The organism is Flavobacterium sp. ASW18X (assembly GCF_005144745.1).
In the GTDB taxonomy this organism is placed as follows: domain Bacteria; phylum Bacteroidota; class Bacteroidia; order Flavobacteriales; family Flavobacteriaceae; genus Croceivirga.
In genome coordinates, this window is sequence record NZ_SWKK01000017.1 from 43,214 (window position 1) to 60,536 (window position 17,323).

Here is a 17,323-nt window from a genome sequence, read left to right on the forward strand (position 1 = left end):
TCAAACATCAAAAATAAACAGATAGTAATGGGTGTTGCACATTAACTACCACAAAATTTCTACCTGTTTTCTTGTAAAATACTCCTCTATATTTAAAAAGTCTTTTTCCGTTTACAATCACTACTTTTCTGGCTCTTGGTAAGCGATTTATGGTTAAACCTGTTGGTGCAGATACCACTACATACTTTTTGTTATTTACATTGTACCAAACTCCATCTGCAAAATAAAAACGGGTATTTTTATGTACTACAATTTTAGGTTTACGTATTGTGGTTACTACAGTTCCTGTTCTAGGGTAGGTTCTAATTACCGTAGTTTGGGCAGTTGTCATCAGCATACCACCTAATAAAAATAGCACTATAAAAACATTCTTTACATTTTTCATGACTACAATTTTTATGGTTTGTATATGTAAGACTGTAAAAATGAAAAAAGGTTTAAATAAAAAGAGAGACGTTAAGTCTCTCTTTTACTGCAATCCATATATGGTTTAATTGCCGCGCCTTAGTCTAAATTGCTGAATAAGTTTTCTTTTAAAGTTTTCTTCTGTTTTTAAAAGAAGTATAATTTTTTTCTCAGGAATAGCAGTCTTCAATTTTTGCACATATACTTTTCCAGATTTATATCTTTCTTCGTGCATGGCCTCTAATTCTTTCAATAATTGGCTAGCTTGTGCGTCTGACAGCGTTGCCGCATCTGCACTATTTCTTCCAAAGTATTTACGCTCTTTTTGCCTTAGCAAATCAGCAGTATCCTCGTGTTCATTATATATAGGCCAAAACTTTTCGGCCTCTTTTGGCGTTAACGCTAGCTTTTCTGATATAAAAGCAATTTTCAAAGATTTTATACGGTCTCTGCCTTCTTCTTGTGCTTGTAATTTTGGGCTAACAAACACTACGCCAAGAACTAAGCTGAGTAATAGTTTATTCAAATAATTCATAATCCAGATTTAAGTCTTCTAATTCGTCTACATTTTCATCTAAGTACTCCAAGATGGCATCACTTTCTAAGGATTCATCTACAAAAAGTGTATTGCCAAGTGCTTCTGTGGGTAAAAGGGAAGCAAGTTCATAAGAGGTTAATTCGTCTGTGTTTGCTTGTAAATACTCTTGTATTTCTGTCGCAGCCAAGCCATCAAAATTAACTAGTTCTTTATTTGTTTTGGGCTGTGTACTAAAATACAGTGTTATCAGCAAAGCAAGAGAGGCTGCTACAGCAAGCCATTTTTTGTAGCTGTTGATGGCTATTATTTTTGGGGCTGTATTGAGTTCTACTACTTTTGCTGTATTGGCATACACGGTTTCTAAATAATCTTCTGGAATGCTAAAACCGTCCGTTTTTGGAATAATGCTGTTGGTCTTAGATTCTTCCTCATTAGCAATCCTATCCATTAATCGTTGGTTGAACTGCTCAAAGTAGCCCTCTGGTAATTGATGCGATTTATCTTTATCCTTTTTCATTTTTCTATTAGACCCTTTTTCATTCTATTGGTTTAATGCGCTTTAAGGTACGCTTCAATTTTTTTGGTAGCCAAATGGTATGATGTTTTTAAGGCTCCTACCGATGTTTCTAAAATTTCTGAAATTTCTTCGTATTTCATTTCTTGAAAATATTTCATATTAAAAACCATTTTTTGTTTATCGGGTAGGGTGGCCAAGGCTTTTTGTAATTTAAGCTGAATGGCATCACCCTCAAAATAGACATCTGCCTCTAGATTCTCAACCAAATACGCTTGCATTTCTGTTGTGCTTTTTCCTAGTTTTTTAGATTTTTTTTCTAGAAAAGTAAGCGACTCATTTGTTGCGATGCGATACATCCAAGAATACAATTTGCTGTTGGCTTTAAAACCCTCAATGTTACGGTATACCTTAATAAATGTATTCTGTAGCACATCATCTGCATCATCATGATTTAACACAATTCTGCGAATGTGCCAATACAGCCGTTCTTTGTAATGGTTTACCAACACCTCAAAGGCTTTACCTTGGGTTTCTTTGTTTTTTAGCTCTGCAACTAATGTTTCTTCTACAACCAAAAAAAGATGTTTTACCCTTTGACCTTAAATTTAGGAAAAGGTTTAAAACGAAGTCTAAAATTTCTTATTGAACGTTTATACTAGCTAGGCCAGATTTTGCATCTCTACCAACCTTTTATAACCCTTATTGGATTTGAGAAGTTCTTCATGTGTGCCTTGTTCTAAGATTTTACCTTTTTGCATGACCACGATGAGGTCTGCATTTTGGATGGTAGAAAGCCTGTGTGCAATAACCAAAGAAGTTCTATTTTGCATCATTTTCTCCAAGGCATCTTGCACCAAACGTTCACTTTCGGTGTCTAGGGCAGAAGTAGCCTCATCTAACACCATGATTGGTGGATTTTTAAGTACAGCACGAGCAATGGATAAACGTTGTTTTTGACCGCCACTTAGTTTGTTGCCACTATCTCCAATATTGGTATTGTAGCCATTTGGCAAATCCATAATAAAATCATGTGCATTGGCAATTTTTGCGGCAGCGATAATTTCTTCATCAGTAGCATTTTCTTTACCTAGGGCAATATTGTTTTTAACCGTATCATTAAAGAGGATAGAGTCTTGTGTAACTAAGCCCATAAGTCCACGGACAGACTTTTTGGTAAAATCTTTAATGTTGGTTCCGTCTATTAAAATTTCGCCATCATTAACATCATAAAAACGCGTGATGAGGTTGGCCACGGTACTTTTTCCACTACCGGATTGTCCCACAAGAGCTACTGTTTTTCCTTTTTCAATGGTTAGGTTGAAATTTTTTAGCACATATTCATCTTCATATTTAAAGGAAATATTATCAATCTTCAAAGCTTTGGTGAAAGTGTCCTGTTGAATAGGGTTATCTATTTCGGAAATAGGGTTTTCCGTTTCTAAGACTTCTAAAACACGTTCTGCAGCAGCATTTCCTTTTTTAACTCCGTAAGATGCTTTACTTATTGCTTTCGCTGGCGTTAAAATTTGGTAAGACAAAGCCATGTAGGTAATAAAAAGTTCTGCTTCAAGTGTTTTTTCAACAAGAACCATTTGTCCACCGTACCATAGAATTACACCAATGGCTGCAATTCCGAAAAATTCACTGGTTGGGGAAGCCAAGTTTTGTCTGTTTAGCAAACTGTTCGAAAAACTAAAAAATCTTTTCGTAGAAGACTGAAATTTTCTGGCGAATACAGATTCTGCATTAAACGCTTTTATAACTCTAAGTCCGCCCAAAGTTTCCTCTAAAATGGATAAGAAGTAGCCTTGCTCTTGCTGAACTTTGTCCGATTTACGTTTTAACGATTTACCAATCAAGGAGATTAAGAATCCAGATAACGGAAGAAACAGAAAAACGAACAATGTAAGTTTCGGGCTAATGGTGAGCATTGCTATAATTGTAAAAATTATAGTTAAGGGCTCTCTAACGATTAGCTCCAATATAGATAGAAACGAATGTTGAATTTCTAATACATCTGAAGTTATACGCGCAATAGTATCGCCCTTACGTTTTTCAGAATAATAGGATATAGGTAATTCTACAGTCTTATTATATAGTTCATTACGTAAATCTTTAAGGACACCGTTACGTAGAAACGTAATAAAATACATGGCTAAATAATTGAAAAGATTCTTTAATAGAAACATGGTAATAATTAGCCCAACCATGTACATAAGAACTTCGCCCGAATCGGTTTTTTGGCTTTGTTCTGTTATGTAAAAGTTTAGAGAATCTGTTACATAATCTTTTAGATTGGTTATACCACTCCATTTTGGTTTGGTAAATATTTTTTCCGTTTGGTTAAAAAGCACGTTCAACATTGGAAATAATGATATCATTGCCAATGTTGAAAAAAGTGCGTAAAAGATGTTAGATATAATGTTTAAAATTGCATATATCTTGTAAGGCTTCGCAAAGCGAAGAATCTTTTTGAAATAGTTCATTAAGCTAAATTAAGCTCAGCAAGAATACTCTTGACTTTATTGTCAAGTTCTGCTGCCACTTTTTTATAATCTTCGGTTTTTTCCAATTTTGTATTGGTGCTAATGTAGAATTTCACTTTTGGTTCCGTTCCACTAGGTCTAGCGGCAATTCTAGTGCCATCTTCCGTTTCGTAAATTAAAACATTAGACTTTGGAATATCTATGGCCTTTTCCTCACCAGTTTGTACATTTTTAGCAATAGAGGTATTGTAGTCTTCTATCCACTTTACTTTAGATCCGGCAACTGATTCTACTGGGTTCTCTTTAAAATCTTTAAGCATTTGCTTAATTTCCTCGGCACCACTCATCCCTTTTTTTGTAATGGAAATTAATTTTTCTTTATAGAAACCAAATTGTACGTAGGCATCAATTAAATCTTCATAAAAAGAGCTACCGTTCGCTTTTGCTTGGGCGGCAATCTCACAAGCCAAGAGGGTAGAGGTTACCGCATCTTTATCGCGCACAAAATCACCCACCATGTAGCCAAAACTTTCTTCACCACCACCTATAAAGTGTTGTTCGGGAAAGTCTTTTATCATCTTACCAATCCATTTAAAGCCTGTCAAAGAAATTTTACATTCTACTCCATATTCCTTGGCCATTCTTTCCATCATTGGAGTTGAAACAATAGTAGTAGCTACAAATTCGTTCCCTTTAAAACCTTTGGCTTTGTACTGGTCTAATAAGAATTTAGTCATTAAAACCATGGTTTGGTTACCATTTAAAAGCTCTAATTTTCCGTCTAGATTACGTACGGCAATGCCTAAACGGTCACTATCTGGATCAGTACCTACAACCATATCTGCTCCAATCTCCTCTGCTTTTGCCAAAGCCATAGCCAATGCTTCTGGTTCTTCTGGATTAGGAGACTTTACTGTTGGAAAATTACCATCCGGTGTAGCTTGCTCTTCTATAACAGTAACATTGTTATAGCCTGCACGCTTCAATACTTCTGGAATAGCAGTGATGGATGTTCCGTGTATACTTGTAAATACAATTTTAAAATCGTCCTTAGCAGCAGCATTAAAATTGCCGTTAGCAACAGAAGCTTCAAAAAAAGCCTCATCTACATCGGTGTCTATAGCTTCAATTAATGCTGTATTGGGTTCAAACTTTATATCCTCAAAACTAAGTTTATTAATTTCTGCAATAATCTCTTTATCCTGTGGTGGTACTATTTGGCCACCATCTGTCCAATATACTTTGTAACCGTTATATTCTGGTGGGTTATGAGATGCTGTTAAAACAATACCTGCGTGACAATTAAGATGTTTAACAGCAAAAGAGAGTTCTGGAGTAGTTCTTAAGGCTGAAAAACGATAAACCTTAATTCCATTAGCAGAAAGTACTTCTGCTACGGTTTGAGAAAGCGTATCGCTATTATGCCTACAGTCGTACGCTATAACTACCTTGATTTCTTGCCCAGCATAGATTTGTTTTAAGTAATTGCTTAACCCTTGTGTGTTTTTACCCAACGTATATTTGTTAATACGATTGGTACCAACACCCATTACACCACGCATACCTCCAGTACCAAATTCTAGGTTTCTGTAAAAAGAATCTTGTAATTCTTCTGAATCTTCTTTGATGAGACGATTGATTTCTTCTTTTATCTGAGGATCAAAAAAATCTGTAAGCCAGGATTGTGCGGTCTTAATGATGGAGTCCATATCTTTTATCTATTTTCTTTAAGAATTTTCTTGCTAATTTGAAGTAACGACTAAAGTATTAAATTATTTAAAAGTGATGCCTACTAAGCACTTAAACTTTTGGTTAATCTACTTCTGCAACAGAATCTGGGCTAATAACTGCTGCAATTTTGTAATTCTGAGGTGCCTTTTTGGTTCTGATGAATAATTCGCCAATAAAGCCAGCCAAAAACAGTTGTGTGCCAATCACCATACAGCTCAGTGCTATAAAAAATTGCGGTCTACTCGTAATTAATCTCCCAGTTGGGTTGATAAATAATTTATCTATTCCTAAATAAACAGAAAAAGCAAAACCAATAATAAAAACCATTGCGCCTAAAGCCCCAAAAAGATGCATGGGTTGTTTGCCAAATTTAGAAACAAACCATATGGTAAGTAAATCTAAAAATCCATTTATAAAACGCTCCATGCCAAACTTGGTAGCACCATATTTGCGTGCTTGGTGTTGTACTACTTTTTCTCCAATTTTACTAAAACCTGCATTTTTAGCTAGAACAGGGATGTAACGGTGCATTTCCCCAGAGACCTCTATGTTTTTAATAACCTTAATGTTATAGGCTTTAAGGCCACAATTAAAATCGTGCAGCTGCACGTTAGAGGTGCGTCTTGCCGCCCAATTAAATAGCTTAGAAGGTAGGTTTTTTGCAAGGACGGAGTCGTACCGTTTTCGTTTCCAGCCAGAGACTAAATCATAGTGTTGTTCTTTAATCATTTGGTAGAGCTCTGGTATTTCTTCTGGATTGTCTTGTAAATCGGCATCCATGGTAATCACCACATCACCTTGCGCCATTTTAAATCCAGCATGCAATGCCTGCGATTTTCCAAAGTTTTTTAGAAACCGAATCCCTTTTACTTGCGGGTCTTTTTTTGACAGTGCAACTATAATTTCCCAAGATTTGTCTGTGCTACCGTCATCAATAAAAATGATTTCATACAAAAAACGATTGGATTGTACCACGCGGGCAATCCAATCGTATAATTCGTTCAAAGATTCTTCTTCGTTAAGTAAAGGGATTACAATGGATAATTGCATTGTTTGTTACAGTAATTCCCCTCAAAAGTAGTGTTTTTGTTTAATATTGAGGTTCACTCTTTTTTAAAGCTAGGGCAGGGATTAAAGTCCCTACAAAACCTATAAATAGATTAAAAATTAGACCACCAGCAATTTGTAGTACGTAATTGGGATCTTTTTGGCTTTCAATTTGTTTTTCTACCATTTCTGGGTCCATACCAGATTCTAACATCATATTAGTAGAGTACTCTATGGCTTTATCCGTCATATCTGGGTCAATGACATGTGCTAGTACAAAACCAAAAATAATTCCGATAACCCCGCTAATCAGGGTAGCACCAACACCAATTTTTAATCCTTCTGGAAAAGAAATAAAACCGTTGTTCGCTTTGCGAAACTCTAAAATCCCTAATATTGAGGCAATTATTGTTAGCACTACACCTAAGCCTAAAGCAAGAAAAATTCTGCTCATATCTATTTGGTAGTGTAAGTCTTGAAAATATAGCATAAGATTAAAAGTGATACCAATTAATCCTAAGATAATGCCATATTTTAGAGCTACCTTGCCTGTGGTGGGTTTGTTGTTTTCCATCTTTGTGTTTGATTTAGTTGATTACAGCTAGTAAGTATTCTTTTTTTAAATTTTGTTACAACTTTAAAAATATTTTTTAGATTTTTACGCTTCAGGCATTGTGTGTGAGTATTTTTTGACTAAATTTGCAGCCTGAAAAATTGAGATAGATTTAAAGTTAAGGTAGTAATGAAAACAGGAATACACCCAGAAAACTATAGATTGGTTGCTTTTAAGGATATGTCCAATGAGGATGTTTTTATCACAAAATCAACCGCAGAGGCTAAAGAGACCATTGAAGTTGATGGTGTTGAATATCCTTTGGTGAAGTTGGAAATCTCTAGAACCTCTCATCCTTTCTACACAGGTAAAACTAAATTGGTGGATACTGCAGGTAGAATTGATAAGTTCAAGAACAAGTACAAAAAGTTCAAGAAGTAATAAACTTTTGTTTACAATGATATCAGAACGCTTTCGTTATTGTAACGAAGGCGTTTTTTTATTTTTACAATCTAGAAAAACTCAGGCATGAACTACATTCTTTTTGATGGTAATGACAAGCAAGCATTATTACCATTTACGTACACACGGCCAATAGGTGAAATCCGTGTTGGTATTTTAACCATTAAGGAAAAATGGGAAAATTACTTAGCTAGTGAGGTCTCTTATTTTGTGGAGGATTATTTGGCTCAAAAATTTCCTTTACAATTAGGAAAAACCAATGTGGTAATTAACGCTACTTATTTACCAACAAAGGCATTGCTTGCAGAAATAAACGGGTTGAATATTGGAGAAGCATTATTTTTTAAAGAAGATATTGTTGCGTATGTTTCTAAGGAAGATTCCTTACAATATGATGCTTCCAATTATAAGATAAAGCAGTTAAATGATGTAGGATTAACTATAAAACATACTTGGGAAATTTTTGCAAAGAATGATGAGGCTATAAGGGAAGATTTTAATCTTTTAACAACGGGTAGGATAAGTGCACCAATATCAACCACTAATACGGTTATAGCACCAGAAAACATATTTTTAGAAGAAGGAGCCAAGGTAGAATGTAGCATTCTAAACGCATCTACAGGACCTATTTATATAGGTAGAGATGCGGAAATTATGGAAGGGTGTATTATCAGAGGTGCGCTGGCCATGTGTGAGCATGCTGTGTTAAAAATGGGAGCAAAAATTTATGGAGCATCTACATTTGGACCGTATTGTAAAGTGGGGGGAGAGGTTAATAATTCTGTCTTGTTTGCTTACAGTAATAAAGGTCATGAAGGTTTCCTTGGTAATTCTGTTCTAGGAGAGTGGTGTAACCTAGGAGCAGATACCAACACCTCTAACTTAAAAAACAATTACGCAGCAGTGCGTCTTTGGGACTACCAAACGGAAGGTTTTGCGCATACCGGTTTGCAATTTTGTGGGTTAATGATGGGGGATCATAGTAAAGCTGGCATTAATACGATGTTTAATACAGGCACCGTTGTTGGGGTGAATGCCAATGTTTTTGGTAGTGGCTTTCCGCGCAATTTTATTCCTAGTTATAGTTGGGGTGGTGCCTCTGGTTTTACTACATACAGGACCAATAAAGCTTTTGAGACAGCCAAAGCCATGATGGGACGAAGAAATATAGAATTTGATGCCGTAGAAAAAGAACTTTTTGAAGCTGTTTTTGAGCTAACTAAAAAGTGGCGTAAAGATTAATTTACACACATTAGTTCAAGTGTAATTACATTGGCTAAATGCTTAAAAACCGCAAATTTTGTACCTTTGCAGGCCATTTTAGATAGTTAATGAAGAAGAAAGTAGCATTTTATACTCTTGGTTGTAAGTTAAATTTTTCTGAGACTTCAACAATAGCTCGGAGGTTTGAAGGAGAAGGATTTGACCGAGTAGATTTTTCTGAGAACGCAGATATATATGTTATTAATACCTGTTCAGTAACTGAAAATGCTGATAAACGCTTTAAAACTATTGTAAAACAAGCACAAAAATCGAATCCCGAAGCCTTTGTTGCTGCGGTGGGATGTTACGCACAATTAAAACCAGAAGAGCTAGCTGCTGTGGATGGAGTTGATTTGGTTTTAGGTGCTACTGAGAAATTTAAAATCACCGACTACTTAAATGATCTTACAAAAAATGATAAGGGAGAGGTGCATTCTTGTGAAATTAATGAGGCTGACTTTTATGTGGGCAGCTATGCTATAGGAGACAGAACAAGAGCTTTTTTAAAAGTGCAAGATGGGTGTGATTATAAATGTACCTATTGCACTATACCCTTAGCTCGTGGAATTTCTAGAAGTGACAGCTTAGAGAATGTATTGAAAAATGCGGCCGAAATTGCTTCCAAAGACATTAAAGAAATTGTTCTAACGGGTGTTAACATTGGGGATTACGGCAAAGGGGAGTTCGGAAATAAAAAACACGAGCATACTTTTTTTGAGTTAGTGCAAGCCTTGGATAAAGTGAATGGGATTCATAGATTGCGTATATCTTCTATAGAGCCAAATCTCCTTAAGAACGAGACTATAGATTTTGTAACTCAAAGCAATAGTTTTGTGCCACATTTTCATATTCCTTTACAAAGTGGTAGTGATAAGATTTTAAAGTTGATGCGTAGAAGATATCTTACTAATCTTTACGTAGATAGAGTGGCACGCATAAAAGAAGTGATGCCACATGCATGCATTGGTGTAGATGTTATTGTTGGTTTTCCTGGGGAGACCGATGAAGATTTTATAGAAACCTATAATTTTTTAAATGCTTTAGATATTTCTTACTTACACGTTTTTACCTATTCTGAGAGGGATAATACCGTTGCTGCAACAATGGACGAGGTAGTCCCCAAAAATGTGCGTAGTAAGCGCAGTAAAATGCTAAGAGGGTTATCTGCTAAAAAGAGGAGAGCTTTTTATGAGAGCCAGTTAGGAAGTATACGAACTGTATTGTTTGAAGGAGAAAACAAAGAAGGATACATTCATGGTTTTACAGAAAATTATGTAAAAGTAAAGACGCCTTGGAATCCAGCATTGGTAAATCAGTTACACCAAGTAGAACTGGGTTCAATAGATGAAGATGGCTTAGTACGATTTTCTTTTGTTACTCAACAAGAAATAGCATAAAAAAACCCTGACTAATTTGTCAGGGTATAATGTCTTAGATTCTGATGCCTACTGGCAACATTTCTTTGTATTGCCTATTTTTTCTAAGGAACCCGGCAATGTGGGGACTGGTTGGCACCACACGGAGATTTTGTTCTTGCAAGTGGTGTAATACGGCTTTGATGAAATTTTCTTTAAAACCTTCTTGCGTAACGCCTTCTGGGATTACTAATTTGGTTAAAAATACTTTTCTTTCTTGAGAAGAATACTCAATCTTGGCAAGTTGTCCATCAACTGTAGCTTCAAACTGACGTAAGAAACTGTTGTCATTAATCTCCATTTCCATTATATAGTTTTGGTTTACTTTTAACTTTAAGCAAAAAAATAAACAATACCTTAGTATCGTATTTAACAGCTTAAATTCTATAATCCTATAGATAGGTTTCTTTCCAATTAAGGATAGACTGTAAAGTTAGTTAAAATATTGGTAATATCCTAGTAAACACAAGGCCTTACACATTGAGCACCAATAAAATCCACGTCTATTTTGTCCCTGGTATGGCGGCTAGTCCAGCCATTTTTGACCATATACAATTAGACCCTGAGCTGTTTACTTGTCACTTTCTAAAATGGCATCTTCCAGATAAGAAAACTACCTTAAAAGCATATGCGCAACAAATGGCTCATCAAATTAAACATACAGACCCAGTATTGATAGGGGTTTCTTTTGGTGGATTGGTTGTGCAAGAAATGGCTAAATTTCTAAAGGTTAGAAAGTTAATAATAATCTCTAGTGTTAAAACATATAAAGAGATGCCAAAACGTATTAGGTTAGCACGATTAACTCAAATCCATCGCATTTTTCCGATGTCTATTTTTGAGAACGTAGAGTTTTTGGCTAAATACGCTATGGGAGAAAAGGTAAAAAATAGATTAAAACTGTATCAAATCTATTTAGATGTAAGGGATAGGAGGTATTTGCATTGGGCTATAAATCAAATTGTAAATTGGAAACAAGAGTTGCCTCTTAAAAATATCATTCATATTCATGGCGATACAGATAAAGTTTTTCCTGTAAACAATATAAAGAATTGTATTACAGTTAATAATGGTAAGCATACCATGATAATTTACAGAGCTAAATGGTTTAATGAACATTTACCAGCAATAATTTTAGAAGAAAGTGACGTATTTTCATAGTATCTTGCTTTGAAATAAGAGGTAATAATGAAGTATTTAAAAAATATTCTGGCAGGCATAGGGTTCCTTTTTGTAATGGGATCACTTATATATGCAGTACAACAGCAAACAGAAGAAAATGATGAGGAAACTACAATTTCTACATTTAGTAAAGTAGACAAAAATGTGGCAGATACCTATCAAATTAGCGCTATAGATATTCCGGAGAATTTGAATTTTGCTGGAGAGCCAGCGCCAATGGACGACCCAGAAATAATGGAACGTATAGATAGGGAGTTTTTGGTGAATACCTACTGGCAGAGTAATGCCGTACTTTTAATGAAACGTGCGCACAAATATTTCCCTATCATAGAACCTATATTAGCTAAAAACGGCATACCAGAAGATTTTAAATATTTGGCTGTTGCAGAAAGTGGTTTGCAAAATGTAGTAAGTCCTGCTGGGGCAACAGGTTTTTGGCAGATAATGCGTGCTACAGGACGCGAATATGGACTAGAGGTGAATGATAATGTAGATGAACGATACCATATAGAAAAAAGCACTCAAGTGGCGTGCGAATATCTAAAGCGATGGAAAGATAAGTTTGGTTCATGGACGCTTACTGCAGCTGCGTATAATGCCGGTCCTGGTGGTATTCAAAAATATATGAAAATACAAAACGTGGATGACTATTACGATTTGCTGTTGGGGCAAGAAACTGGTAGATACGTTTTTCGTATTATGGCGATAAAGGAGATTCTTTCAAACCCAGAAAAATATGGTTTTCAATTAGAAAAAGAAGATTACTATACACAAGTGCCAACATTTACTGTGGAGGTAGATACGGCTGTAACCAGCTGGGCAGAGTTTGCATCACTTTATGAAATTAACTACAAAGTGCTTAAAAGGCATAATCCTTGGTTGCGAGAGCCGCATTTAAACAACAGTTCTCGTAAAAAATATACCATAGAAATCCCTAACAAGGGGTATTACAGAGAGAGTAAATAGTATTTTGTAGGTACAACAAATGAAGAAGATTAAATCTTCTTCATTTGTTGTTGCATCATTTTAATTTGCTCTGTAAGCATGTTGTTTTTGTCTAATTTTTTAGCTTCTTGTAAAAGGGTTGTTGCTTCTCTTTTACGTCTTTTTTGCATAGCAATACCTGCTAAACTTAATTTAGCCATAGCTACATCATAATCCATATTTAGCCCAAGCTTAAGTGCTTTTTTAAAGTATTTTTCTGCCTGCGTTAGATTTCTTTGAGAATAAATAATACCGTGCAAGTAGTTGTAATATCCTTGTTGTTTTTTAACCAAAGAAGTTTCAGGATTTTTAATTTTAGTTAACCATTGCTCGGTACCTTCTAAGTCTTGTTTTCTCATTTTTAAGAAAGACATCAATATAATCTCGTTTCTAAAGTATAAGAAAACAAAAATACTAGCCAATAGAATTAATGCAATTCCATTGCCAATATTTCCTTCAATAAATTGATATACAGCATACCCAATAATAAGAGCAGCAATAACTAGTTTTATGTTTTTGTTGAACATAGGGGTGTTGTTATTCTGTAATTAATTCGTAAGTAATTGTTTGTTCTAAGGTGGTAGGTATTTCCACACCGTTCGCCAAGATAACAGATGTTCCGGTTCCTTGGCCAGAAACCATCATTTTATTTATAAATCCAGTAGAGGCATTTGCCTCTACCAATAATTCTTGCGTTCCTGTCAAATCTATAGAAAATCCTGCATCTGCATTTTGCATGGTCATTTCTGCGTTACCAGTAGTAAAAATTGTTTTACCTACTACTTTTTCTAGCGTCCAATTGTTGGTTGCGGTTATTTTTCCTTTAAAATTGGTTTGCCATTCTTCACCCACTTTTTTTGGTTGTGTAGGGTAGATGTAGGTCATTTGTTCAAAACTGTTCGCCAATCCTGCTGAACTGAATTCTTTACTCAAAGAGTTCTTCATGATTTTTTTAGTATTCTCATCTAAATCGCCTGCATTGTTTACCATATTATCAACCAGTTCATCACCACCGTCTACCGTTATAATTTTACCTTCTCTGGTCATGGTAAGTATTAAAGGTCTATCTACAAGTTGCGCAAACATGTTAGAAGTAACATCACCTTCAACAGGATTATTAGTATGCACCTCTATAATCACTCCTTGCAAATTGGACTCCGTTTTTAATCCAAATTCAACAAATTGAAGTTCAATTTTAAAAGCTGAGGGCTCTTTTTCTAGAATTTTAAATTGAAAAATTCCACTTGAATTATTGGTTAATTCGTGTTTTGTTCCTTGAATTTCTTGAGTCATTAACTGTTTTGCTTCTTGTTTTATCTTAAAAACAGCACCAGGCTCTAAGTTATAACCTAACTGTGTTTGGGTGTAACTTGTTGTTATACAAATAAAAAGAAGAATTATTGTTAGGTGTAAGTTTTGACGCCCCACTTTTTTTGGTTTATTTTGTTCTGCAACAAAACTAATACAAACATTTTTTAGAAAGGATTTGTCAATGCAAAAACTCTTTGTATATTTGCGCCCAGAATTTTTCAAGACGCCTTTGGTTTCATAATAAAAGAGATACAATGAAAAGAACATATCAGCCTTCAAAGCGAAAAAGAAGAAATAAGCACGGTTTTAGAGAGCGCATGGCAACAGCCAATGGCAGGAAAGTTCTTGCTAGAAGAAGAGCTAAAGGGAGAAAAAAACTTACTGTTTCCTCAGAACCACGACACAAAAAATAAATGATTGTCGATAACGTATAAATTAATAGGTGCTACTGTTTCAGTTTAGCACCTTTTTTTTGACCTATATTTAACGATTAAAACAATACCCATAGTAGCATGCCAAAAAGAGAAGACTTAAAATCAATTTTAATCATCGGTTCCGGTCCAATTATCATCGGTCAAGCTTGTGAATTTGACTATTCTGGCTCACAAGCCCTTAGATCTTTAAGAGAAGATGGTATTGAGACCATTTTAATTAATAGCAATCCTGCCACGATTATGACAGACCCGTCAATGGCAGACCATGTGTATTTAAAACCGCTGAATACAAAATCGATTATAGAAATCCTAAAAAAACACCCAAATATAGATGCGGTTCTACCAACCATGGGTGGCCAGACGGCATTGAATTTATGTATAGAAGCAGATGAAAAAGGCATTTGGGAAGATTTTGGTGTAGAAATTATTGGTGTAGATATAGATGCAATTAACATTACAGAAGACCGAGAAAAATTCCGTGAGTTAATGCTTAAAATAGGTGTTGGTATGGCACCGCAATCTACAGCAACCTCGTTCCTAAAAGGTAAGGAAATTGCTCAAGAATTTGGTTTTCCATTAGTAATTAGAGCTTCTTTTACCCTTGGTGGGGCTGGAGCCTCTATTGTATATGAACCAGAAAAGTTTGATGACTTATTGAGTCATGGTTTAGAAGTATCTCCTATCCACGAGGTAATGATAGATAAGGCAATGATGGGTTGGAAGGAATATGAGTTAGAATTGTTACGAGATAAGAATGACAACGTAGTTATTATCTGTACCATAGAGAATATGGACCCTATGGGGATACATACAGGCGATTCTATTACCGTAGCGCCAGCAATGACACTTTCTGACCGTACTTTTCAGAAAATGCGAGATATGGCGATTAAAATGATGCGTAGCATCGGGGATTTTGCTGGGGGTTGTAACGTTCAATTTGCAGTAAGTCCGGATGAAGAAGAAGAAATTATTGCCATTGAGATTAACCCAAGGGTGTCTCGTTCTTCTGCATTGGCTTCTAAAGCTACGGGTTATCCCATTGCCAAAATCGCAGCTAAATTAGCTATAGGGTACACACTAGATGAGTTAGACAACCAAATTACAAAGTCAACCTCAGCATTATTTGAGCCAACATTAGACTACGTTATTGTTAAGATTCCAAGATGGAATTTTGACAAATTTGAAGGTTCTGATAGAACATTGGGTTTACAGATGAAATCTGTAGGAGAGGTAATGGGTATCGGCCGTTCTTTCCAAGAAGCATTGCACAAAGCCACGCAGTCTTTAGAAATTAAGCGTAATGGATTAGGGGCAGATGGTAAAGGCTTAAAAGATTACGAAACTATAATACAAAAACTTACTGTTCCTAGCTGGGACCGTGTTTTTGTTATTTATGATGCCATACAATTGGGTATCCCGTTAAAGCGTATTAACGAGATTACTAAAATTGACATGTGGTTCCTTAAACAGTATGAAGAATTACATTGTTTAGAGCAAGAAATTAATAAATTTACTATTGCAAGCTTGCCAAAATCATTGTTATTAGAAGCTAAGCAAAAAGGTTTTGCAGACCGGCAAATTGCGCACATGTTAGATTGTTATGAGAGCGAAGTACATAAAAAACGTATGGAGTTCAATATTAATCGCGTATACAAATTGGTAGATACCTGTGCCGCAGAGTTCACAGCAATGACTCCTTACTATTACTCCACTTTTGAAGAGGAAATTGAAACCGCTGATGGTAAACGTTTTGTAGCAAATGATTCTGTAGTAACAGATAGAAAGAAAATAGTAGTATTGGGCTCAGGACCAAACCGAATAGGACAAGGTATTGAGTTTGACTATTGCTGTGTACACGGAGTTTTGGCAGCAGCTGAGTGCGATTACGAAACTATCATGATTAACTGTAACCCAGAAACGGTTTCTACCGATTTTGATACCGCAGATAAGCTTTATTTTGAGCCTATTTTCTGGGAACATATTTATGATATTATTTTGCACGAAAAACCAGAAGGCGTAATTGTACAACTTGGTGGGCAAACTGCACTAAAACTAGCAGAAAAACTAGATAGATACGGTATTAAAATTATTGGTACTAGCTACCAATCTTTAGATTTAGCAGAAGATAGAGGTAGTTTCTCTACACTTTTAAAAGAGAATAACATTCCTTATCCAAAATTTGGTACAGCGGAAACTGCAGATGAAGCTTTGGATTTAGCAGATGAACTTGGATTCCCATTGTTGGTAAGGCCTTCTTACGTTTTGGGTGGCCAAGGAATGAAAATTGTTATAAACAAAAAAGATTTGGAGCAACACGTGGTAGATTTACTGCGTAAGATCCCAAATAATAAGTTGTTGTTAGACCATTATTTAGATGGGGCCATTGAAGCAGAAGCAGATGCCATTTGTGATGGTGAAGACGTATACATTATTGGTATAATGGAGCACATAGAACCTTGTGGTATCCACTCTGGGGATTCTAATGCTACCTTACCACCTTTTAATTTGGGTGAGTTTGTAATTCAACAAATTAAAGATCATACCAAGAAAATTGCTTTAGCGTTGAACACAGTAGGTTTAATTAATATTCAATTTGCTATTAAGGATGATACGGTATATATCATTGAAGCGAATCCTAGAGCTTCTAGAACAGTGCCATTTATTGCAAAAGCTTACGGAGAGCCTTATGTAAATTATGCTACAAAAGTGATGCTAGGCGATAAAAAGGTAAAGGATTTTAACTTTAACCCACAACTAGAGGGCTATGCTATTAAGCAACCAGTATTCTCTTTCAATAAATTCCCTAATGTAAATAAGAATCTTGGTCCAGAAATGAAAAGTACTGGAGAAAGTATCTTGTTTATAGATAGCTTAAAAGATGACGAATTCTATAATTTATATTCAAGAAGAAAAATGTACTTGAGTAAATAATAAGGAAAGTTATTTCATAAAAAATGCCCCGTATATCGGGGCATTTTTATTTTAGGGCTATCGT

18 protein-coding genes are annotated in these 17,323 nt (G+C 35.4%); 7 read left to right on the plus strand and 11 right to left on the minus strand.

All coding sequences use genetic code 11. The annotated features are described in order from the left end of the window. Positions 1-7: 7 nt before the first annotated feature. The 8 genes from FBT53_RS12365 to FBT53_RS12400 form a co-directional block, all read right to left on the minus strand. Positions 8-385, minus strand: coding sequence for a DUF6515 family protein (locus FBT53_RS12365; protein ID WP_136951503.1), 378 nt, complete (start codon positions 383-385; stop codon positions 8-10). Between the two features lie 105 nt (positions 386-490). Beyond that, positions 491-940, minus strand: coding sequence for a sensor of ECF-type sigma factor (locus FBT53_RS12370; RefSeq protein WP_136951504.1), 450 nt, complete (start codon positions 938-940; stop codon positions 491-493). Then, complete coding sequence (locus FBT53_RS12375) at positions 924-1,460, minus strand: hypothetical protein (RefSeq protein WP_136951505.1); 537 nt, start codon at positions 1,458-1,460, stop codon at positions 924-926. Before FBT53_RS12375 ends, FBT53_RS12370 begins: the two co-directional genes overlap by 17 nt. Before the next feature lie 32 nt (positions 1,461-1,492). Further along, complete coding sequence (locus tag FBT53_RS12380; protein ID WP_136951506.1) at positions 1,493-2,035, minus strand: RNA polymerase sigma factor; 543 nt, start codon at positions 2,033-2,035, stop codon at positions 1,493-1,495. A gap of 84 nt (positions 2,036-2,119) precedes the next feature. Next, entirely contained in the window at positions 2,120-3,946 is a 1,827-nt protein-coding gene (locus FBT53_RS12385) for an ABC transporter ATP-binding protein (protein WP_136951507.1), read from the minus strand. After that, the gene (locus FBT53_RS12390) at positions 3,946-5,655 is read right to left on the minus strand and encodes a phospho-sugar mutase (RefSeq protein WP_136951508.1); all 1,710 of its coding nucleotides are present in this window, start codon (positions 5,653-5,655) and stop codon (positions 3,946-3,948) included. Before FBT53_RS12390 ends, FBT53_RS12385 begins: the two co-directional genes overlap by 1 nt. A 103-nt stretch (positions 5,656-5,758) precedes the next feature. Further along, complete coding sequence (locus tag FBT53_RS12395) at positions 5,759-6,727, minus strand: glycosyltransferase family 2 protein (protein WP_136951509.1); 969 nt, start codon at positions 6,725-6,727, stop codon at positions 5,759-5,761. 40 nt (positions 6,728-6,767) lie between these two features. After that, positions 6,768-7,298 carry a DUF4199 domain-containing protein gene (locus tag FBT53_RS12400; protein ID WP_136951510.1) on the minus strand — a complete coding sequence of 177 codons (531 nt, stop codon included), beginning with the start codon at positions 7,296-7,298 and terminating at the stop codon, positions 6,768-6,770. A 168-nt stretch (positions 7,299-7,466) separates the two neighbouring features. On the opposite strand from FBT53_RS12400, the gene FBT53_RS12405 reads away from it, so the two are divergent. The 3 genes from FBT53_RS12405 (at position 7,467) to mtaB (ending at position 10,399) form a co-directional block, all read left to right on the plus strand. Beyond that, positions 7,467-7,718 carry a type B 50S ribosomal protein L31 gene (locus FBT53_RS12405; RefSeq protein WP_136951511.1) on the plus strand — a complete coding sequence of 84 codons (252 nt, stop codon included), beginning with the start codon at positions 7,467-7,469 and terminating at the stop codon, positions 7,716-7,718. Between the two features lie 87 nt (positions 7,719-7,805). Further along, a complete protein-coding gene (locus FBT53_RS12410; protein ID WP_136951512.1) occupies positions 7,806-8,981 on the plus strand; it encodes a GlmU family protein in 1,176 nt (391 codons plus the stop codon). Positions 8,982-9,070: 89 nt separating this feature from the next. Further along, positions 9,071-10,399 (plus strand): tRNA (N(6)-L-threonylcarbamoyladenosine(37)-C(2))-methylthiotransferase MtaB, encoded by a 1,329-nt coding sequence (mtaB, locus tag FBT53_RS12415; RefSeq protein ID WP_136951513.1) that lies wholly within the window; start codon positions 9,071-9,073, stop codon positions 10,397-10,399. A gap of 34 nt (positions 10,400-10,433) precedes the next feature. Here the strand turns inward: mtaB and FBT53_RS12420 are convergent, their stop codons facing one another. Next, complete coding sequence (locus tag FBT53_RS12420; protein ID WP_209066180.1) at positions 10,434-10,724, minus strand: GNAT family N-acetyltransferase; 291 nt, start codon at positions 10,722-10,724, stop codon at positions 10,434-10,436. A gap of 173 nt (positions 10,725-10,897) precedes the next feature. On the opposite strand from FBT53_RS12420, the gene FBT53_RS12425 reads away from it, so the two are divergent. Together FBT53_RS12425 and FBT53_RS12430 are read left to right on the plus strand one after the other, a co-directional pair. Further along, a complete protein-coding gene (locus tag FBT53_RS12425; RefSeq protein WP_169630358.1) occupies positions 10,898-11,578 on the plus strand; it encodes an alpha/beta hydrolase in 681 nt (226 codons plus the stop codon). 27 nt (positions 11,579-11,605) lie between these two features. Next, a complete protein-coding gene (locus FBT53_RS12430) occupies positions 11,606-12,565 on the plus strand; it encodes a lytic transglycosylase domain-containing protein (protein WP_136951515.1) in 960 nt (319 codons plus the stop codon). A gap of 29 nt (positions 12,566-12,594) precedes the next feature. On the opposite strand, the gene FBT53_RS12435 is transcribed toward FBT53_RS12430, so the two are convergent. Beyond that, positions 12,595-13,110 carry a DUF2892 domain-containing protein gene (locus FBT53_RS12435; RefSeq protein ID WP_136951516.1) on the minus strand — a complete coding sequence of 172 codons (516 nt, stop codon included), beginning with the start codon at positions 13,108-13,110 and terminating at the stop codon, positions 12,595-12,597. Positions 13,111-13,120: 10 nt separating this feature from the next. Continuing rightward, a complete protein-coding gene (locus FBT53_RS12440; RefSeq protein WP_169630359.1) occupies positions 13,121-13,876 on the minus strand; it encodes a DUF6263 family protein in 756 nt (251 codons plus the stop codon). Between the two features lie 272 nt (positions 13,877-14,148). On the opposite strand from FBT53_RS12440, the gene rpmH reads away from it, so the two are divergent. Both rpmH and carB read left to right on the plus strand, forming a co-directional pair. Next, positions 14,149-14,307 carry a 50S ribosomal protein L34 gene (gene rpmH / locus FBT53_RS12445; RefSeq protein WP_082433296.1) on the plus strand — a complete coding sequence of 53 codons (159 nt, stop codon included), beginning with the start codon at positions 14,149-14,151 and terminating at the stop codon, positions 14,305-14,307. A gap of 99 nt (positions 14,308-14,406) precedes the next feature. Continuing rightward, complete coding sequence (gene carB / locus FBT53_RS12450; RefSeq protein WP_136951518.1) at positions 14,407-17,259, plus strand: carbamoyl-phosphate synthase large subunit; 2,853 nt, start codon at positions 14,407-14,409, stop codon at positions 17,257-17,259. The last annotated feature ends 64 nt before the right edge of the window (positions 17,260-17,323 follow it).